The organism is Brachybacterium sp. UMB0905 (assembly GCF_002871795.1).
In the GTDB taxonomy this organism is placed as follows: domain Bacteria; phylum Actinomycetota; class Actinomycetes; order Actinomycetales; family Dermabacteraceae; genus Brachybacterium.
In genome coordinates, this window is record NZ_PNHL01000006.1 from 213114 (window position 1) to 232046 (window position 18933).

Sequence of the window (18933 nt, forward strand, 5' to 3'; positions counted from 1 at the left end):
CTATCGCGCGGGGCGTTCCGGGCCGCGGGGCGTGCAGGGTTTGGGACGGCGACACGGCGCGGGATGCGCTCAGAGCACCGCGCGCAGGAAGTCCTTGGTGCGGCGATGGTCGGGCTCAGAGAAGATCTTCTCCGGCGCCCCCTGCTCGACGATCCGGCCCTTGTCGAACATCATCACCCGCTGGGAGACCTCGCGCGCGAACTGCATTTCGTGGGTGACGATGAGCATCGAGATGTCGGTCTCTGCGGCGATGTCCTTGAGCACGCCCAGCACTTCGTCCACCAGCTCGGGATCCAGCGCGGAGGTCACCTCGTCCAGCAGCAGGATCTCGGGGTCCATGGCGAGTGCGCGGGCGATCGCGACGCGCTGCTGCTGCCCGCCGGAGAGCTGGGTGGGGCGCGCATCCTGCTTCGCGGACATCCCCACCTTCTCCAGCAGGCCCTCGGCCTTGGCGACGGCCTCGTCCTTGCCCAGCCCCATCACGTGGACGGGCGCCTCGATGAGGTTCTCCAGCACCGTCATGTTGGGGAACAGGTTGAAGTGCTGGAACACCATGCCGATGTGGGTGGTGGTGCGGCGGCGCATCTTATCGCTGATGCGCACGCGGCGGCCATCGCGCCGCTCGTACTGCAGCGGGTGCCCGCCGATGTGGATGTACCCGCCGGTGAGCTCCTCGAGCGTCATCACCAGACGCAGGATGGTGGTCTTGCCGGAGCCGGAGGGGCCGATGAGGGTGACGCGCTCCCCCGGGGAGACCGTGAAGTTGAGGTCCTCCAGCACGGTGTGGTCGCCGAACCGCTTGAGGACATCGCTGAACTCGATGTGGGGGACGGCATCCGACGCCGGGGTGTCGGCCGCGGGGACCGCGCTGCTGCCGGGGGCCGGGGTGTTCTCAGGCAAGTCTCTTCTCCAGTCGTCGAACGAGGACGGACGTCGGGTAGCTCGCGGCCAGGAAGATGAGGCCGGCGATGGTGATCGGCTCCGTGTAGCGGTAGGTGGCGGCGCCGTAGTTCTGCGCCTGGTTCACCATCTCCGCCACGTAGATCACCATGAGGAACGGCGTCTCCTTGAACATGGAGATCGCGTAGTTGCCCAGGGCCGGGAGGGTGGCCCTAATGGCCTGCGGGATGATCACGGCCCGCCAGGTCCGCGTGTGCGGCAGCGACAGAGCGGTCGCGGCCTCCCACTGACCCTTGGGCACCGAGTCGATGCCGGCGCGGTACACCTCGGCCATGTAGGTGGTGTAGTGGATGCCCAGCACCCAGATGCCGATGGTGAGCGCGTCGAAATAGGGGGCCAGCAGCAGGTTCGCGAACACCAGCTGCACCACGAGCGGCGTCATGCGGATGAACTCGACCGCGCCGGTCACCGGGGCGGTGATGATGCCCGGGGCGCTGCGCCGCACGATGGCGACCACCAGGCCCAGCACCACGGCGATGAGGGTGCCCAGCACCGTGGCCAGCAGCGTGGTCCTGAATCCGTCCAGCAGCAGCGGCAGCGTCGCGACGGCGTGATCCCAGCTCCACCAGCTCATGCGACCTCACCCCTGACATTGCTGCCGGGGGCGCGCAGCAGCGAGCCCAGGGAATCCTTGAGCGCGGGGCCGCGGCCGATCCGGTGCTTGGCCCGCACCTCCAGGGCGTTCATGAAGATCACGAGCACCCAGGCGAGCACGAAGTACATCGCGAGCCCCACCAGGAAGGCGAACCAGGTGCCGGTGGTGCGGCGCAGCTGCTCGATCTGGAAGAAGAGGTCGGCCAGGGTGATGAGGTTGACGATCGCGGTGCCCTTCAGCAGCTGGATCAGCAGGTTGGACAGCGAGGGGATCATGAGCGCCCAGGCCTGCGGGATGATGACGCGGAACATGCCGCGCGCCGGGGACAGCGACAGGGCGCTGATGGCCTCGTACTGCCCCTTGGGCACGGACTGAATGGAGCCGCGCACCACCTCCGCGCCGTACGCCCCGTAGTTCAGGGACAGCGCGAGAATGCCGCACAGCATCGGCTCAAGCTCCCAGCCCAGCAGGGGCAGCACGAAGAACAGCCAGAACAGCTGCACCACGAGCGAGGTGCCGCGGAAGACCTCCACGAACACGCGGGCGATCACGCGCACGACGGCGAGCTTGACGGTCTGGGCGATGCCGAACACGAGCGCGATGAGCATCGCCCCGGCGGCGCCGCCCAGAGTCAGCGCCATGGTGACCCCGGCCCCCTCGAGGAGCTGGGGCCAACGGCCGGCCAGCGCCTCGAGGTTCGCCGGGAGCGTGGAGAAGAAGCCGGTCAGGCCATCCACGAAGACCTCCAGCGGGAGAGGAGTACGGGCAGGACTATGGAGCGGGAGGTCGCCGCGGTCACTGCAGGGAGGAGAGGTCGCCCTCGCACAGCAGCTCGGCGGTCATGTCCGCGGGCGGCAGCTCCTCGGCGGTGAAGCCGAAGTCACCCACGATCGACAGGTAGCGCTCCTCGTCGGAGACGATGTCCGCGAGCACCTCGTTGTAGGCGTCCAGCAGGCTGGTGTCCTCCTTGCGGAACACGGTGCCGCCGGCGCCGACCTGCTTGACCCCGTCGATCTCGGCGACGAAGCTCTCGGTGACCTCGACGTCGATGTTCGAGTTGTCCTTGAGCCAGTTCAGGGAGATCGCGGTCAGGGCGAAGGCGTCGGCGCGGCCGGAGCTGATGGCGTCCACGCCGTCCTGCGGGCCACCCACCTCGATGGAGTCCAGGCCCAACTGGGCGGCGTAGTCGGATTCGATCGCGCCGCTCATGGTGGCCACGGTCAGGCCGGAGTCCACAAAGGAGTTCATGTTCTCCAGGCCTTCGGGGTTGCCGGTGGGGACCATGAGCGCGGTCGTGTACTGGAACTCGGGCTCGGAGAAGGCGGCCTCGGCGCAGCGGTCCGGGAGGATGGACATGCCGGCGCTGATGGCGTCGAAGCGCCCGGCGTTCAGGCCCGGGATGAGCGAGCCCCACTCGGTGTTGACGCCCTCGACGTTCTCGATGCCCAGCTCACCGAAGATCTCGCGGTGCAGGGCGACGGTGGCGCCGGTGAGCTCGCCGCCCTCATCGAAGCTGTAGGGCGCCTCGCCGGCGAAGCCGACGGTGATGGTTCCACTCTCCTGCAGGCGGGTGAGGAGATCACCGTCCCCCTCGCCGCCGGCGGCGGAGCCGCCTCCAGCACCTCCGTCGGTGCGGCTGCAGGCGGTGGCGGTGCCGAGCGCGGCGGCGGTGAGCACGAGCCCGCTGCGGCGGAAGAAGCTGCGACGGTTCTGCATGGAAGGACTTGCCCTCGATGATGGTCGGATGCGGTGGTTTCTCCGGATGGTGCGGATTGTCGGACACTCCGAGATCCGGGCACTGCGGAGCCACGCTGCCGATCCGTTGCCATGCGGGTCGAGTCATCTGCCGCTTCGTAACAGCCTCGTGATCCGGCCCCGGGAAGTGCGCATCCCGCGGGCGGGGATGAGAAGATTTCCTGGCGCATCCGTCGTCAGTCCCAGGAGGTCGTCGATGCCTGTTCCGCACCGGTCGGTGAATCTGCCGCTGCTGCAGCCCATCCGTCGGCCCTCGATCATCGACCAGGCCGAGCTCGAGCTGCGCGAAGCGATCTATGCCGGGGACCTGCGGCCGGGCGACCCGGTGCCCGAGGTGCAGGTGTCCTCCCAGATGGGCATCTCGCGCTCCTCGCTGCGGGAGGCCTGCCAGCGCCTGGTGCGCGACGGGCTGCTCACCCAGTTCCCGGGCCGCGGCCTGTTCGTGACCACGATGGATGCCGCGACGATGAGCGATTTCATCGCCTACCGCCTGGGGATCGAGATGCAGACCGCCTCGGTGGTGGCCGCCCGGGTCACGGCGCTGCGCGAGGCCGGGGATGACGAGGGGGCCGATGCCCTGCTCGCGCCGCTGCACGAGCAGCTCGCGCTCAGCCGTGCCGCCCTCGAGGCCGGGTCCCTGATCGAGGCGGGCAATGCTGACCTGGACCTGCACCTGCGCTTAGCCGAGCTGTCGCAGAACCAATTCCTGGTCTCGGCGATGAACACGATCGTGATCCTCACCCGCATGGGCGCCTTCTCCGATCCGCGCGGCTACGGCGTGCGGGCGGATCTCACCGCGCAGCATGAGGCGCTGCTGCAGGCGCTGCGCGCCGGAGATGCTTCCGCGGCGCGCGCGGTGCTGCGGGAGAACCTGCAGGAGCTGGCCGACCGGCTGCGCAGCGGCGCCGAGGAATCCGAGGTGCTGCGCGAGGGGGATCTGGAGGACCGTGAGGAGGATCCGCCGCGCTGAGCGGGGACGTGGAGCGCTGAGCGGACCCGCGCTCGGCGAGCACTCCCCCGCGACGACAACGGGCCCCGGCAGTGCCGGGGCCCGGTCAGGGCGGAGACGAGAGGATTTGAACCTCCGAGGCGCCTTCTCGGCACCTACTCCCTTAGCAGGGGAGCGCATTCGGCCGCTCTGCCACGTCTCCTGATGCCACCCGCGAAGGCGGCACGCCGATACAGCATACGGGAGGCACGGGAGTGCTCCAAAGCGGAAGCGCGCAGATCACGTCACAGCCCGCATCGGCACCATCGGCGCGGGGTGAGCCGGCCGCGACTCACAGGCCCAGCTTCTCCTGCAGCAGGGCGATGTGCTTCGGGGTGCCCACGCGGTACTTCACGAAGGTGAGGATGCCGTCGGCGTCGATCGCGAACGTGGAGCGGATGGTGCCCTCGACGATCCGGCCGTACATGTTCTTCTGCCCCCAGGCGCCATAGGCGGCCATCACCTCGTGGGTGGGGTCGGCAGCGAGGGTGTACGGGAGCTCCTGCTCGGCGACGAAGCGATCCAGCTCCGGGACCTCGTCGGGGCTGATGCCCACCACGCGGTACCCGGCATCGGTGAACATCTCGTGGTGGTCGCGCAGGTCCACGGCCTGGCGGGTGCACAGGCTCGTGTTCGCGGCCGGGTAGAACCACAGCAGCGCGGGCGCACCGCGCAGATCCTCGAGGGTGACGCGGCCACCGCCGGCGGTGGCGAGGTCGAAGGACGGGGCGGGATCCCCCACGGCGAGCTTGACGGGCTTATCCGATGCGCTGGTCATAGCCCGGAGCCTAGCGGGGGCCGCGTCGGCCGTTCTGTATCCGCGGTTCGGCGATTCTGTTCCAGGAAGTGCTACAAAACGGCCGATCCACCGGGGGCCGGAGGCGCGGGGGCAGGGGCGCGGGCGCGGGGCGGGGGCTCAGTGCCGCGGGTTCCGCCGGCCCAGGTACGTCTCGCGGAAGGCCCGTTCGGCGTGCCGGTCCCCCAGCAGCAGCAGCTGGCACTCCCCCGACGGAGCATCCTCGATGCTCTCGTGCAGGATCCCCGCGTCGTCCAGCAGCCCGACGATCCGGCACCCGGTGCGGCGCTGCACCTGCTCATCGCCGACGGACCGCCGGGTCAGGGAGGAGGGGCGCGGCGCGAGGAACATCTCGCTGCCCTCGGCGATCAGCACCCGATGGCTGAGCCCGGCATGGTTCCACAGGTCGGTCGCGCCGATGGTGGCGTAGGACAGCACGGAGTCGGCACCGGCCCGGTAGAGCGTTGCGACATTGCGCTCGTAGGTGGCGCGGGAGACCAGCTGCAGCTCGGGCCGCAGGCGCCGACAGAACAGCGTGAGGTACACGTTCAGGTCATCGTCCCGCGGGGTGACCAGCACGGCGCTGGCCTGGTCCAGGCCGGCGCGGCGCAGCACCCGCTGGTCGGCCGCATCGCCCTCCACCACGGCGTAGCTCGCGGTGCCCTCGAGCACGGAGTAGGAGTTCTCCACCCGCCCCTGCTCAAGCTCCACGATCGTGTTCGGCACGCCCTCTTCGGACAGGGCGCGGGAGGCGGCGCGGCCCACGCGCCCGCCGCCGAGGATCACCACCGGCTCCTCGTGGCAGCCGCGCACCTGGTAGAGCGCGTCGTAGCGGTCGAGCTGTTCCCGGGTGCCGCCGAGCACCAGGACGGTGTCCCCGGTGATGGGGACGTCGTCGGTCATGGGGCGAAGGCGGCCCTGCCGCATGATCGCGAGGATCAGGGCGCCGTCCGCGAGCTCCCTCCGTATCTGCCCCAGGGAGCGCCCCACCAGGGCGGTGCCCCGGGCTGCGGCCTCGGCGATGAGGGTGGCGCCGAAGGAGCCGATGACGTGGTAGCGCCCGGTGGAGCCGAGCACGCGCGAGGCCATCTCGCGGCCCAGCACCTGTCCGAGCTCGAGCACATGATCGGCGCCGGCCAGCTGCAGCACGTCCACGGAGACGGGTTTCGCGGCCGTGACCGCGACGGGCACATCCCGGGCGGCCTGCCGGACGGTGAAGGCGACGTTGGTGTTGGCGTGATCGGAGAGCGTGGAGACGACCAGACGGGCGCGGGCCGCCCCGGCCTTGCGGTACGTGGTGGCGGCATCGAGGGGGCCGACGAGGACGTGTCGGCCCTGGTCGTGGAGGTCACCGGCGAGCGCGGCGTCCTCGAGCACGACGACGGCGGGGACGCGGGAACGTTCGGCGCGAGCGGCGAAGGCTTGGGTGACCGAGTCGGTGCCGACCAGCAGCACGTGGCCGCCCAGATGATCGGGCACCTTGCGGGGGGTGCGCAGGGCGCGGCGGCGGTCCAGCCAGGGCGTGACCACGTACTGGATGGCGAAGAACGGCAGCAGCACCAGCATGTAGGCAACGCCGCTGAACAGCACCAGCAGGGAGAACAGCCGTCCGGCGTCGGATGTGAAGGTGATGTCCCCGTAGCCGAGGGTGGACATCGTCGTGATCGCCCAGTAGATGGCGCTGATCACGGAGTGGGGCCGGCCCTCGCGGGCCATGATGACGAGGAACACCGTGGCGTACACGGTGACCATCGCCACCCCGAGGGCGAGGATGACCAGGCCGCCGCGCGAGCGACGGCCCAGCAGGCCGCCACGCTCGCGCCGCCGCTCAGGCCCCAGGGAGTCCATGGCCGGTGCTCAGATGCTCAGCGCTGCCCGCGACGCTCGAGGGCGCGCACGCCGCGCCAGGCGACGGGGATCAGCACGGCGGCGAGCACGGCCTTGACGATGCCGCCGGGGATAAAGGGCCACAGCCCCGCGGCGAGCACGCCGGACAGGTCCGTCGGCACCCCGATCACGGTCTGGAGGATCAGTGCGAGGTACGGCAGGCCGATGAGGAAGGGGACGGCGCTGGCCAGAGTGAACCCAGCCAGGGCCGCAAGGGGCCGACGGTCCCAGGCCCGCTCGGCGCACCAGCCCGCAACGAAGGCGGCGGGGATGAAGCCGAGGATGAAGCCGAAGCTCGGGGTGAGCACGGAGGCGGGGCCGCCTGCGAAGCCGGCGAACACGGGGGCGCCGGCGAGGCCCGCGAGCATGTAGGTGAGCAGTGCCGCGCCGCCGCGGCGGGCGCCGAGGGCCGCGCCCACCAGGAGCACCCCGAGGGTCTGCCCGGTGATCGGCACCAGCGGCAGCTCGATGGTGATCTGTGCCAGCAGCGCCACCACGGCGGCACCGGCGAGCACGAGCATCGCGTCACGGGCGAGGGTGCGGTGCCCGGCTAGGGCATCTGCCAGGACGGGGCGGCGGGCCGGGTGGGCGATCGCGGTCAAGGGGGCTCCTTGCGGGGTGGAAGCGGGGCGGGACGGGCACAGCCTACGCAGTGCGCGGCAGAAGGCTCACCCCGCGCGGTGTGAGACGGGCGGGGACCGCCCTGAGCTGTGCCCTCACGGCAGGGCCTGGCGAGCGACCGCCCGGGCCTGCGCGGCATCGGGTGCGCTGAGCGCGCGGGCGGCGAGATCGCGCATCTGCGCGCGGGAGAGGCGGCCGAGGGCGTGGGCGACGGGCCCGAGGGCGCTCGGGGTCATCGAGAGGCTGTCTGCGCCCAGGCCGATCAGCACCGGAGCCAGCAGCGGGTCGGCGGCGGCTTCCCCGCACACGCCGATGGGAATTCTGGTGGCGGCACCTCCCGCGCAGGTGGCCTGGATGAGGCGCAGCACGGCGGTCTGCCACGGGTCGACGAGCGCGGCGAGCGCGCCGAGCTGGCGGTCGGCGGCGGTCGTGTACTGGGTGAGGTCATTGGTGCCGATCGAGGCGAGATCGCAGCAGGCCAGCAGCTGCTCGGCCTGGAGGGCCGCGGCTGGGGTCTCGACCATGATCCCCGTGCTGACCAGGCCCCGCGCCCGGCACTGGGCGGTGAACTGCGCGGCCTCGTCGGCGGTGGTGATCATGGGAGCGATGACATGGACCTGCGCGCTGCTCGCCGACGCGGCCGCGGCGATGGCATCGAGCTGGTCGGTGAGCACCTCAGGGTGGGCGGCGGTGGTGCGCCAGCCGCGCACGCCCAGAGCGGGGTTCGGCTCTGCGGGCCCGCTGAGGAACGGCAGGGGTTTGTCGGCTCCCGCGTCGAGGGTGCGGACCACCACGGGGCGGCCCGGGAACAGCTCGAGGATCTCCCGGTAGCAAGCGGTCTGCTCGGCGATGTCGGGAGCGTGCTCGCGGTCCAGGAACAGGAATTCGGTGCGCAGCAGGCCCACCCCGTCGGCCCCGGCAGCGAGCGCCTCGCGCGCCTCGGCGAGGGAGCCGATGTTGGCGTGCAGCAGGACGCGGGTGCCATCGACGAACTGGACCCCGCCGCCGGGGTACGACGGGGCGCTCGGGCGCTCGCGCAGCGCGAGGGCGGCACGCTGCTCCTGCGCGGCGGTGATCTCGGTGCTGATGGTGCCGGTGCTGCCATCCACGTGCACCCGCGTGCCCTCCGGGAGGTCGAGGACGCCGGGGGCGGCGACCACGGCGGGCAGGCGCAGGCGGCGCGCGAGGATCGCGGTGTGGGACAGCGGCCCGCCCTCGGCAGTGACCAGGGCCAGCACCTGCGTGGGATCCAGCTCGGCGGTGTCGGCGGGAGCGAGGTCCCGCGCCACCAGGACGTACGGCTCATCGGCAGTGGGCAGACCGGGCATCGGCTCGCCGCGCAGGACCGCGATGATCCGGTGCGCGATATCGCGGACATCGGCGGCGCGCTCGGCCATCGGACCGCCAAGAGCGATGAGCTCATCGGCGATCTGCGCGGCAGCCTCCCAGATGGCGCGCTCGGCGGCGGTACCGCAGCGCCGCACCCGCTCCTGCGCATCACCGAGGAGCACGGGGTCGGTGGCCATGACGGCGCTCGCGGTGAGGATCCCCCCAGCCGGCCCCTCGGCGCGGGATGCGCGCTCATGCAGGTCCTGCGCCACCTCTGCGGCAGCTGCCGGAATCCGCTGCGCGTCCCGGGCCCGCTGCGGCTCGGGCAGCGGCGGGATGCTCGCGGAGGGTTCGCGTGCCGGCGCCGACAGCAGCCGCACCGGGCCCACGGCCAGCCCGGGGCTGACGGGCACACCATGGCACCGGCTCATGGGGACCTCCCTGCGCGTGGTTCTGCTGACGATCGTGCTGTGCGTGGCGCTGATCCACACCGTTCCCCGGTCGCGCTCCATCGCCGGCGCGGTCACGGCGGTGCTCGCCGTCGCCGCGGTGCCGATCATGGCGGACCGCCACCGCGACTGGGACGCCGCAGGCCACCATCGCTTCTGATACGGCGCGTCCCGGCAGCCCGGTGACCACCGGGCCCTGCGCGGAGGGTGCGGGATTCGAACCCGCGGTACAGGGTCACTGCACAATGGTTTTCAAGACCATCTCATTCGGCCGCTCTGACAACCCTCCTGGTGCCGTAGGGCACCCGCATGAGTCTACCGGCACTAGGGTGGCAGCACCCGTCGGACCCCACCGCCTGGAAGACGAGGAGCTGACATGCGGGCGATGCGCATCACCGAGGACCACCGGCTCGAATCGGCTGAGGTGCCCGAGCCCGTCCCGGACCCGGGCGAGGTGCTGATCGACGTGATCGCCGCGGGTGTGAACCGCGGGGATCTCGCGCAGGTGGCCGGGCACTACCCGCCCCCGCCCGGCGCCTCGGAGCTGCCTGGCATGGAGATCTCCGGGCGGCGGCGCGACACCGGGGAGGAAGTCGTGGCGCTGATCCCCGGCGGCGGGTACGCGGAGGTGGTCGCGGCCGATGAGGGCCTGCTGCTGCCGATCCCCGTCGGCATGGGGGTCATCGAGGCCGGAGGCATCATCGAGGTCGCCGCGACGGCGCTGTCGAATCTGGTGCTCGAGGCGGGTCTGCATGAGGGCGAGACGGTACTCATCCACGGCGGCACCGGCGGCGTGGGATCCTGTGCGATCCAGCTCGCGAAGAGTCTGGGCGCGCACGTGCTCACCACCGTCGGCTCCCCCGCGGCGATCGGGGTGGCGCGGGATCTCGGGGCCGATGTGGCCTGGGACCGGTATACCACGGATCTGCCCGCTGCCGTCGCCGAGGAGGGCGGCGTCGATGTGATCCTCGATGTGATCGGCGGGGCGGCACTCACAGACCACGTGCGCATGCTGCGCGAGGGCGGGCGCCTGGTGATCATCGGAACGCTCGGCGGGGCGCGCGGGGAGCTGCCGATCATGGAGCTGATGTCCCGGCGCGGCCGCGTGGTCGGCACGACCCTGCGCTCGCGCCCGCTGGAGGTGCGCCGTTCGATCATCGAGGCGACGCGGCATGTGGTGTGGCCACTGCTGGAGAGCGGGGAGATGACGATCCCGGTGCATGCCCGGCTGCCACTCGAGCAGGCCGGGGAGGCGCACGCGATCCTGCGCGAGGGCGGTCACCTCGGCAAGGTCATCCTCGAGGTCGCCCCGCCGCGCGGCGGTCGTCACGGGCGGCGCCGACGGGGGTGAGCGCTCCGGGCAGGAGGCGCCTCAGGATCGCGGGTCTTTGACCTCGTTCGCCCCGGGCAGGGTGTGCATGATGGCCTCCCAGGCGGTGATCGACGGCACCGGCACCAGCTCGAACGCTTCATCATCATGGAGCAGGACCCAGCAGGATTCCTCGACCCGCAGGTACACCGCGAAATCCTCGGCCGGGGAGCCGTCCGTCGAGGTCCAGGCCGTCTGCATCCGCACCAGCTGCCAGGACGCCTTCTCATCGGCCCCCAGCTGTGCATGCAGCTGCGACCAGGCCGCAGTGCGGGCAGCGGCGTCATCGGACTCGAGCGCGGTGATCTGCTCGGCGTCCACCGCGATGGTCGCGGCACCCTCCAGCGGGGCCTCGCAGGGCTGGAAGCGCAGCAGCCGCGTCAGCATCCCCGGCAGGGTGAGGAACGGGGCGGGGACGATCTCCGAGAGATCCTCCCGCGCCACACTGCGCCGCACGGTCACCGCGTTCAGGCCGCAGGTTACGTGGTGCTCGTGGTGGCCGCCCGGTCCTGAATTCGTGAGGATCACAGACAGCAGCGGGCTGCGCAGTGCGGTGCGCATCGCATCCAGTGCCTCGTCTCCCGCAGGCAGACCTGCCGGAAGCGGACCATCGGCGATGAGCAGCGCAAGCGCCTCGGCGGTCTCCTCGGCCGTTGCGCGCACCGTCCCGGTGACTGCGTCATAGGAGATCGTCATCGGTCCTCTCCTTCCTGGACGATGATGCTGAGGGAGTCCAGCACCTGCTGGAACAGCTCGGTGACCTCACGGTCGCGCAGAGCCATCGACGTCAGCGCCAGGGTGATGAGCACATCGCCCACCCGGGTGAACACCTGACGGTTGATGGCGGTGACACCGGAGGGGCTGGTCTGCAGGGATGCGCGGAACCAGCCCTCCTGGCCGTCTACGTCGAGCGGGCGGTCATCCAGGGCGTAGAAGTCGGGCACCGTGGCGAAGGCCTGCGCATACACGAGGCCCTGCAGCTCCTCGAGGTCCTCCGGGGCGTCGTCACCGAGGCGTTCGATGCTGACGATCACGTTGTCCCCGAAGGGGCCTGCGGTCTCGCTCGGCATGCTCGCCACGAAGACGCGAGGTTCCTCCAGCAGCTCCGTGGTCCAGGTGGCGGGGACGCTCACCCGGGCAGTCACCTCAGCGACTCCCGGGATCACGACCTCATGCTCGGTCACAGCGGTCCTCATCGCTTGCGGTGCTCCCTCGATAGCTCAAGCCCGATACGGGGCGGGGCGCGTGTGCGCCTCAGCCCAGAATCCAGTCTATGGCCGCATCCGCCACGCCGCCGCCGATGATCCCACCGCCGATCGCGCCGACAACGCCGCCGACCACGCCACCGATAGCGGTGCCGGGTCCGGGGAAGATCGACCCGATGGCCGCTCCTGCTGCGGCTCCACCCTTGGCACCGGCCCAGGCGCCCGCAGCGGCCCCGGCAGCGTTGACACCTCCGTCGAGGGCGGCGCGGGCACCACGCTCAACACCGCTGAGGCTGGGGTCACCCGCGTCCTCGTTCCACCGGTCCACACCCGCGAAGATGCCCGTGAGGAGATCACCCGCAGGGCCCAGATACTTCGCGGCACCCTTGAGGGCGTACGCGTTACGCAGCCACGGCACGATCGCGTCTTCGCCGCCGTGGGCGAAGATGCGCCACGCCTGATTGATCATCTCATCGCCGGCGCGCCCAACCGCGTCCATGAAACCGGTCATCCAGTTGCGCCAGTCCCCGAAGGCCTCGAAAGGGTTCTCCAGCGGACCGTCGAAAGGGAAGATGTCCTTGAGGTTCTCGATGAGTTTGCCGAAGAACCCATCGGCCGAGGCGACGTCCTGTTCCTCAGCGTGTTCTGCGAGCTCCCGGGCGAGCTCCATGATGCGCTCCACTGCAGCGCGGATCTCCGCACCGTGCAGGCGCACCCACTCGTCACGGAAACGCTCCGCATCACTTCCCCGCCAGAAGCTGTCGATCCCCTGGATGACGCCATCGAGCTGACCGGCCCGATCCTCAATGACCGTCCGACGATCAGCCATGAGCTGGGCGAACTGCTCGCCCTGCTCGGTATCCATCCCGTAAAAGCTCACTGCACGCCCCTCATGCAACCCAATATGACCATCACATCTTCGCGGACACGCACGGCAAGCGCGATGGGGAGTACTCCCCATCGGACCGATCGCACACGACCGGACCGCGAGCGGGATGACAGACTGCCACCATGGACGACCCCGTGATCATCCGCCTGCTCGCCGCGGCAGGCTTCGCCCTCGTCGGCGTGCTCTGCCTGCTCTATTCGGCCTGGGCACGCGCTGGGCGCTCCGCCCGGGCCCGGCGTTGGATGGGCAACGAGTTCGGCAGCACTCCGAACGATGAGCGCATGACCGTGCTCGGGCTGCCGGGGATCGGCCTGATGTGCTTCGGGCTCGCCGCGGTGACGATCCCCCGCATCGGCCTGTACCTCGCGGTCATCGGGGCGCCCCTACTGCTGCTCGGGCTCGCCGCGCTGTTCCTCGCGCTGATGCTGTTCATCCCGCTGCCGGATGCGATCTACCCGCGCTGGGCACGGCCTGTGCGCCACCAGCGGCGCGAGCAGGAGCGCGCCATGAAGGCGTGGCTGCGCGAGCGCTGAGCAGCGCTTTCGCTGTATCGGCGCAACAGCGCTCGTTCAGTCGCGCACGCCCTCCAGCACGAGCACCGTCCCGTCGGCGTAGACCGAGGCGGTGACCGCATCGGCGCTGTCCTTGACTCCCTGCGGGGCCTGCCCCATGGCGATCCCCACCCCGGCCCAGGTGAGCATTTCGGTGTCGTTGAACCCGTCGCCGACGGCGAGCGTGTGCGCCTGTTCGATCCCGAGCTGCTCGCGGATCTGCTCGAGGGCGCTGGCCTTGGAGATACCGGGGGCGGCCATGTCCAGCCAGGCCGTCCAGCCGATCGCGTACTCCACGCCGTGCACCCCGGATTCGGCGACGACCTTCGAGAACTCCTGCGGGGACAGGTCCGGGACATGCACCACCACGCGCACGGCCTCGAGCTGCATGAGCTCATCGAGGTCACTCTCGATGGCCTGCACCCCGAAGCTTGCGTCCTGGAACCCGGGGGTGGCGCGGAAGGAGCCGTCGGCCAGTTCGACCGCATAGTGCGCATCCGGGGCGACCTCGCGCAGGGTCGCGAGCGCATGCCCCGGCTGGAAGGAGCGGGTGTCGATGACCTCCCAGCCGTCGTCGGCGTCCTCGTGGATCCGCAGGGTCACCGCGCCGTTGGAGCACACCGCGTAGCCGTCGGTGATGCCGGCGGCGCGGACGATCGGCAGCGTCGCGCCGATGGACCGGCCGGTGGAGATCACCACCGTCTGCTCGGTTGCGGCCCGGCGGAGGGCGGTGCGCATCGGCTCGGTCATGGCGCCGTCGTGGTCCACGAGGGTGCCATCCACGTCCAGGCCGATCAGGAGCTTCTGACCGCGCAGCGGCTGCAGGTGCTCCTGAAGCTGCTCGCGGGTGCTCACCAGGGTGTCCGTTGCGCTGTTCACGCCGGGCATCGTGGCATCGGTGTCTTTCCGGCGGGTGAACCGGCGGTGACGCAGCGCCCGTCGGAGCCGCTGGATCCCATCGCGTGCGCGTTCGCGTGCTCGCCCCATCTCAGGTGGTGACCTCGAAGACCTCGCGGCCTCCCAGGTAGGGGCGCAGACCCTCGGGGACCACGACGGAGCCGTCGGCCTGCTGGTGGTTCTCCAGCACCGCGACGATGAAGCGGGTGGTGCCGAGCGTCCCGTTGAGCGTCGCCACGGGCCGCAGGCCGTCCTCGGTGCGCTCGCGGATGTTCAGGCGGCGGGCCTGGAACTGCGTGGTGTTCGAGGTGGAGGTGAGCTCGCGGTAGGTGTTCTGGCTGGGGATCCATGCCTCGCAGTCGTACTTGCGGGCGGCGGAGGTGCCGAGGTCCCCGGCGGCGGTGTCGATGATGCGGTAGGGCACATCGATCTTCGCCATCATCTCGCGCTCCCAGTCCAGCAGCCGCTCATGCTCGGCGTAGGACTCCTCGATGCGGCAGTAGGAGAACATCTCCACCTTGTGGAACTGGTGGACGCGGATGATGCCGCGGGTGTCCTTGCCGTAGCTGCCAGCCTCGCGGCGATAGCAGGCGCTCCAGCCGGCGTAGCGGCGCGGCCCCTCCGAGAGGTCCAGGATCTCGTCCTTGTGGTAGCCGGCCAGCGCCACCTCGCTCGTGCCCACCAGGTAGAGGTCATCGTCCTTGTCCAGGTGGTAGACCTCATCGGCGTGCTCGCCGAGGAAGCCGGTGCCCTCCATCGCCTCGGGCAGCACCAGGGTGGGGGTGATCATCGGGGTGAACCCGGCCTTGATCGCCTGGTCCATCGCGGCGTTGAGGATCGCCAGCTCGAGCATCGCACCGACGCCGGTGAGGAAGTAGAAGCGGGCGCCGGAGACCTTCGCGCCGCGCTGCATGTCGATCGCGCGCAGCCCCTCGGCGACCTCCAGGTGGTCCTTGACCGGGAAGTCGAAGGTGGTCTGCTCGCCGATCACCTCGCGGACGGTGAAGTCGTCCTCGAGGCCCTCCGGGGCGCCCTCGGCGATGTTCGGGATGTCCCGCAGCAGAGCATCGCGCGTGGCGAGCGCCTGATCGGATTCCGCTTCGAGGCGCTTGACCTCCGCGGCGAGCTCCTTGGCCTGCGCCACCAGCTGCTGCTTCTGCTCACCCTGAGCCTGTGCGACCTGCTTGCCGAAGGACTTCTGCTCGGCGCGGGCGGATTCGAAGGCGGCCGTGGTCTCCCGCCAGTGGGAGTCGGCCTCGAGCACCGCATCGACGGTGCGGGGGTCACGGCGACGCGCCCGCTGGGCGTCGCGGACGGTATCAGGGTTCTCGCGCAGCAGCCGAAGATCGATCATTGCACCAGGGTACCCGCGCGCAGACGCCTCCCGGGGGACCATGACGGGCGGCGCGGGGCTACTCTTTCCCGCATGGACCTCACCTTCTGGATCTCCCTGGTCTCCGCCGTGCTCGCACTGGTGGCGATCATCCTGGTGACCCTGGTGCTGAAGGGGCAGGGCCGGGACCGCGAGCAGCTGCGCGCCCTGGCCCGTCGTCCGGCCCCCTCCCCCAGCCGCGCCACCGCGCGCACGGGCGACGGGACCACGGGCGGCGCCGACGACGCCGAGGAGCCGGACGCCGAGGAGGACAGGTCCGCGAACCGGCTGCGCCGTGTCGCGGTGGTCGTGAACCCCTCGAAGTTCAAGGACATCGACGTCTTCCAGGACCGGGTGCGCGAGGCCGTGGAGCGCATCGAGGGGGCCGATGTCCGCTTCTACGAGACCACGATCGATGACCCCGGCAGGGGGCAGGCTGAGCAGGCGGTGGCCGATGGGGCGGACCTGGTGATGGCCGCCGGTGGCGATGGCACCGTGCGTCTGGTCGCCTCCGTCCTGGCGGGGAGTGACACCCGGATGGGCATCATCCCCGCCGGCACCGGCAACCTGCTGGCCCGCAATGTCGGCATCCCGCTGGAGGACCCGTCCGCCGCGATGATCGCGGCGCTGACCGGGCAGGACCATGCGGTGGATGTGGGGTGGCTGCGCGTGGGCGATTCCCCCTCCGCCGCCTTCTCCGCGGAGCGGAAGATCTTCCTGGTGATCGCGGGTTTCGGGGCCGATGCGGAGATGATCGGCAATACCGATGAGGGGATGAAGAAGCGGATCGGCTGGATCGCCTACATCTTCGGTGGGCTGCGGGCGCTCGTGGGGCGCAGCACCGACGTGGTGGTGGAGCTGCCCGATGAGACGCGGCATGCGCATAAGGCGCGCACCGTTCTGCTGGGGAACGTCGGCAAGCTGCCCGGCGGCCTGGTGCTCATGCCCGATGCCACGATCGATAACGGCCGCCTCGAGGTGGTCGTCGCGGGCTGGCGCGGTGCGGCGGGCTTCAGCCAGATCGCCACCCAGGTGCTGAATCCGAACTACCGGCCGCCGCGGTTCGGGCCGCGGATCTCCACGATGGAGCGCTATCTGACCGCCGGTGTCCGCGTGAGCACCACGAAGCCGCAGATGGTGCAGCTGGATGGGGACACGGACCGGGAGGCGACGCACATCGTCGCGACCGTGGATCCGGGGGCGCTGCGCCTGCGGGTGCCGCAGGATTCCGATCTGATCCAGGACGCGGCGGACGGCACGGGGGCCTGAGCGGCCCGGCTCAGTCGGGCAGTCTGCCGCTGCGGGCCAGCTCCGGGTCGGTGCACGAGGACAGGTCGAAGCAGCAGGGTCGGCGCGATCCGGTGCGCAGCTTGTCGATCGAGACATCGACGCGCCGCGCCCGTGTGCTCGCGCTGCGGGTCGCACCCACCCAGCGCACCCATTCCCAGCGCGCCATCGGGGTGATGTCCGCCCAGGGGTCGGCGGCGTCAGGGGCCTGTTCCAGCGCGGCAGCGAGATCGGCGGGGACCTGCGGCTCGGGCCAGCTCGCCGCCGGGGTGAGGGTCAGCTCCAGCTCCGTTCCCTCAGAGGTGGTCGCCGGGATCGGCAGGTCCTCGAGGCGCAGCCAGTGGCCCTTGCGCCCATCGGGCTCCACGACGATCACCGTCTGCGCGGACGCCGGATCGTCGCAACCGGCGACCTCCACGTGCACGGCGACCTGACCGCGGGAGGGCAGGGCGGCGCTCAGCGCTGAGTCGAGCACGGCGATCCGTCGGCCCTGGATCTCGCGCACCCGCGCGGTGCCGGTGGCGGGCTCGTGGCGCCGCGCGGCCATGTCAGCGCTCTTCCGGATCAGCGACCGGCGTGATCATGCCGCTCAGGCGCTCCACCCAGTCGCGGGCAGCGTCGTACGCGTCATCGACGTGATCCTCACGCACCGTGGGCCGGGCACCGTCCACCCGTGGGTAGGAGCCCAGGTAGTGGACGACGGGACACAGGCGGTGCAGGTCCCGCAGCGCGGCGGCCACCCGTCGGTCCTCCAGATGACCTTCGAGGTCGATGGAGAAGGAGTAGCGGCCCAGGAAGTCGCCGACGGGCCGCGACTCGATGCGGGACATGTTCACGCCGTTGGAGGCGAGGATCTCGAGCGCCTCCAGCAGCGCGCCGGAGCGGTTGTGCGGCAGCTGCACCACCACGGTGGTCTTGTCCGCGCCGGTGCGGGCAGGGATCCGGCCCTCCCGGGTGACCAGCACGAAGCGGGTCACCGCCCCCTGGTGGTCCTCGATGCCCTCGGCGAGGACAGCGAGCCCGTAGTGCTGGGCGGCGAGCGGCGAGCAGACGGCGGCGCGACCGCGGGCCTGCTGCGGGTTAAGGCTTGCGAGGTCCCGGGCGGCCGCGGCAGTGGAGGACGCGGCGGCGATATCAGCCCCGGGCACGTGCTCGCGCAGCCAGCCCTGCACCTGGGCCTGTGCGTGCGGGTGAGAGGAGACGATGGTGAGGTCCGCGAGCGCGGTGTCCTCGCGGGCGGCGAGCACGAAGGTGATCGGCACGGTCTGCTCGGCGACGATCGTGATCGCCTCCGTGGCGGCGAGGACATCGAGGGTGCCGGAGACCCCGCCCTCGACGGAGTTCTCGATCGGCGCCATGAGCGCTTCGAGGTCCCCGGCGATGAGGTCCGCGGTCGCGGCGGCCACCGAGGAGTAGGGCCGCAGCACCGGATCCGCATCGGGCACCTGCTGCGCGGGCGCTTCGGCGAGCGCCTGCAGGAGCGCCTGATGGGTGAAGGTGGTCTCGGGGCCCAGGAATCCGTAGCGCATGGAGGCAGGGTAGTGCGTCACGCCTGGGCGAGGGCCTGCCGTACCGCGGCGAGGATCTCGCTGTCCTGGTGTCCGCGACGGCGAGCCTCAGCAACGGGGCCGGCGACGAGCTCCAGCAGCTCGTCATCCACCGGAGGACCGCAGACGCGAGCGATCGCTGCGGCGTGCTTGCCTGCCTGCTGGCGCGCGCCGGGGGCGACGGTGGTGCCGGCACCACGGCGAGTGATGACCACTCCCCCTTCTTCGAGGAGCTTGTAGGCACGGGCCACGGTGCCGGGGGCGAGCCCCAGATCAGAGGCGAGCACGCGAATGGCGGGCAGGCGGTCGCCCTCCTGCAGCTCACCGGTGCGGACCTGCTCGATGATCTCGCGGCGCACCTGCTCATACGGCGGGGTGGGGTTGTTCATGTCCACCACGATATGGCTCATGCGTGCACCTCGAGGCGGGCGCCGCG

Annotated in this window: 21 protein-coding genes and 2 tRNA genes; 5 read left to right on the forward strand and 18 right to left on the reverse strand. The window is 70.8% G+C overall.

Going from position 1 to position 18933, the window contains the following annotated elements:
- Positions 1–69: 69 nt before the first annotated feature.
- The 4 genes from ehuA to CJ197_RS07950 are packed head-to-tail and all read right to left on the reverse strand — an operon-like array spanning position 70 to position 3271.
- Positions 70–900: an ectoine/hydroxyectoine ABC transporter ATP-binding protein EhuA gene (gene ehuA / locus CJ197_RS07935; RefSeq protein WP_369801511.1), complete on the reverse strand. Its 831-nt coding sequence runs from the start codon at positions 898–900 to the stop codon at positions 70–72.
- Positions 893–1534: an ectoine/hydroxyectoine ABC transporter permease subunit EhuD gene (gene ehuD / locus CJ197_RS07940; protein ID WP_102236197.1), complete on the reverse strand. Its 642-nt coding sequence runs from the start codon at positions 1532–1534 to the stop codon at positions 893–895. The genes ehuA and ehuD overlap by 8 nt, the downstream gene beginning before the upstream one ends.
- The gene (ehuC, locus tag CJ197_RS07945; protein WP_102236198.1) at positions 1531–2292 is read right to left on the reverse strand and encodes an ectoine/hydroxyectoine ABC transporter permease subunit EhuC; all 762 of its coding nucleotides are present in this window, start codon (positions 2290–2292) and stop codon (positions 1531–1533) included. Before ehuC ends, ehuD begins: the two co-directional genes overlap by 4 nt.
- A 58-nt stretch (positions 2293–2350) precedes the next feature.
- Positions 2351–3271, reverse strand: a complete 921-nt coding sequence (locus tag CJ197_RS07950; RefSeq protein ID WP_102236199.1) for a transporter substrate-binding domain-containing protein — start codon at positions 3269–3271, stop codon at positions 2351–2353.
- 235 nt (positions 3272–3506) lie between these two features.
- On the opposite strand from CJ197_RS07950, the gene CJ197_RS07955 reads away from it, so the two are divergent.
- Positions 3507–4280 (forward strand): GntR family transcriptional regulator, encoded by a 774-nt coding sequence (locus CJ197_RS07955; protein ID WP_102236200.1) that lies wholly within the window; start codon positions 3507–3509, stop codon positions 4278–4280.
- A gap of 91 nt (positions 4281–4371) precedes the next feature.
- Here CJ197_RS07955 and CJ197_RS07960 read toward each other — a convergent pair.
- From CJ197_RS07960 to CJ197_RS07980, 5 genes are all read right to left on the reverse strand, one after another.
- Positions 4372–4461 (reverse strand) — tRNA-Ser (locus tag CJ197_RS07960).
- A gap of 129 nt (positions 4462–4590) precedes the next feature.
- Entirely contained in the window at positions 4591–5076 is a 486-nt protein-coding gene (locus CJ197_RS07965) for a peroxiredoxin (RefSeq protein ID WP_102236201.1), read from the reverse strand.
- A gap of 138 nt (positions 5077–5214) precedes the next feature.
- Positions 5215–6942, reverse strand: a complete 1728-nt coding sequence (locus CJ197_RS07970) for a TrkA family potassium uptake protein (protein WP_102236202.1) — start codon at positions 6940–6942, stop codon at positions 5215–5217.
- A gap of 17 nt (positions 6943–6959) precedes the next feature.
- Positions 6960–7583 (reverse strand): biotin transporter BioY, encoded by a 624-nt coding sequence (locus tag CJ197_RS07975; RefSeq protein ID WP_102236203.1) that lies wholly within the window; start codon positions 7581–7583, stop codon positions 6960–6962.
- A 114-nt stretch (positions 7584–7697) separates the two neighbouring features.
- Positions 7698–9362: a phosphoenolpyruvate--protein phosphotransferase gene (locus tag CJ197_RS07980; RefSeq protein ID WP_102236204.1), complete on the reverse strand. Its 1665-nt coding sequence runs from the start codon at positions 9360–9362 to the stop codon at positions 7698–7700.
- Here CJ197_RS07980 and CJ197_RS07985 point away from each other — a divergent pair.
- Complete coding sequence (locus CJ197_RS07985; RefSeq protein WP_102236205.1) at positions 9361–9540, forward strand: hypothetical protein; 180 nt, start codon at positions 9361–9363, stop codon at positions 9538–9540. The two genes, CJ197_RS07980 and CJ197_RS07985, sit on opposite strands and share 2 nt — an antisense overlap.
- Before the next feature lie 41 nt (positions 9541–9581).
- On the opposite strand, the gene CJ197_RS07990 is transcribed toward CJ197_RS07985, so the two are convergent.
- A tRNA-Ser gene (locus CJ197_RS07990) sits at positions 9582–9669 on the reverse strand.
- Positions 9670–9756: 87 nt separating this feature from the next.
- Between CJ197_RS07990 and CJ197_RS07995 the strand changes: the two genes are divergently transcribed.
- Positions 9757–10731, forward strand: a complete 975-nt coding sequence (locus CJ197_RS07995) for an NAD(P)H-quinone oxidoreductase (RefSeq protein WP_102236206.1) — start codon at positions 9757–9759, stop codon at positions 10729–10731.
- A gap of 21 nt (positions 10732–10752) precedes the next feature.
- Here CJ197_RS07995 and CJ197_RS08000 read toward each other — a convergent pair whose 3' ends face one another.
- The 3 genes from CJ197_RS08000 to CJ197_RS08010 are packed head-to-tail and all read right to left on the reverse strand — an operon-like array spanning position 10753 to position 12819.
- Positions 10753–11445: a hypothetical protein gene (locus CJ197_RS08000; protein ID WP_102236207.1), complete on the reverse strand. Its 693-nt coding sequence runs from the start codon at positions 11443–11445 to the stop codon at positions 10753–10755.
- On the reverse strand, positions 11442–11945 hold the full coding sequence (locus tag CJ197_RS08005) for a DUF1795 domain-containing protein (protein WP_146007731.1): 504 nt from the start codon (positions 11943–11945) through the stop codon (positions 11442–11444). The genes CJ197_RS08000 and CJ197_RS08005 overlap by 4 nt, the downstream gene beginning before the upstream one ends.
- Positions 11946–12003: 58 nt before the next feature.
- Positions 12004–12819 carry a WXG100 family type VII secretion target gene (locus tag CJ197_RS08010; protein ID WP_102236209.1) on the reverse strand — a complete coding sequence of 272 codons (816 nt, stop codon included), beginning with the start codon at positions 12817–12819 and terminating at the stop codon, positions 12004–12006.
- A 146-nt stretch (positions 12820–12965) separates the two neighbouring features.
- On the opposite strand from CJ197_RS08010, the gene CJ197_RS08015 reads away from it, so the two are divergent.
- Positions 12966–13376: a hypothetical protein gene (locus CJ197_RS08015; protein ID WP_102236210.1), complete on the forward strand. Its 411-nt coding sequence runs from the start codon at positions 12966–12968 to the stop codon at positions 13374–13376.
- Positions 13377–13412: 36 nt separating this feature from the next.
- Here the strand turns inward: CJ197_RS08015 and CJ197_RS08020 are convergent, their stop codons facing one another.
- Positions 13413–14282: an HAD family hydrolase gene (locus CJ197_RS08020; RefSeq protein WP_102236241.1), complete on the reverse strand. Its 870-nt coding sequence runs from the start codon at positions 14280–14282 to the stop codon at positions 13413–13415.
- A gap of 100 nt (positions 14283–14382) precedes the next feature.
- A complete protein-coding gene (gene serS, locus CJ197_RS08025) occupies positions 14383–15645 on the reverse strand; it encodes a serine--tRNA ligase (protein ID WP_102236211.1) in 1263 nt (420 codons plus the stop codon).
- Positions 15646–15717: 72 nt separating this feature from the next.
- On the opposite strand from serS, the gene CJ197_RS08030 reads away from it, so the two are divergent.
- The gene (locus CJ197_RS08030) at positions 15718–16932 is read left to right on the forward strand and encodes a diacylglycerol kinase family protein (protein ID WP_102236212.1); all 1215 of its coding nucleotides are present in this window, start codon (positions 15718–15720) and stop codon (positions 16930–16932) included.
- Positions 16933–16942: 10 nt separating this feature from the next.
- Here CJ197_RS08030 and CJ197_RS08035 read toward each other — a convergent pair whose 3' ends face one another.
- Genes CJ197_RS08035 through CJ197_RS08045 form a run of 3 tightly spaced genes read right to left on the reverse strand, consistent with a single transcriptional unit; the run spans position 16943 to position 18907 of the window.
- Positions 16943–17497, reverse strand: a complete 555-nt coding sequence (locus CJ197_RS08035; protein ID WP_102236213.1) for a YdeI/OmpD-associated family protein — start codon at positions 17495–17497, stop codon at positions 16943–16945.
- Position 17498: 1 nt separating this feature from the next.
- Entirely contained in the window at positions 17499–18479 is a 981-nt protein-coding gene (gene pheA / locus CJ197_RS08040; RefSeq protein WP_102236214.1) for a prephenate dehydratase, read from the reverse strand.
- A 17-nt stretch (positions 18480–18496) separates the two neighbouring features.
- Positions 18497–18907, reverse strand: a complete 411-nt coding sequence (locus tag CJ197_RS08045; RefSeq protein ID WP_102236215.1) for a GntR family transcriptional regulator — start codon at positions 18905–18907, stop codon at positions 18497–18499.
- Between the last annotated feature and the right edge of the window lie 26 nt (positions 18908–18933).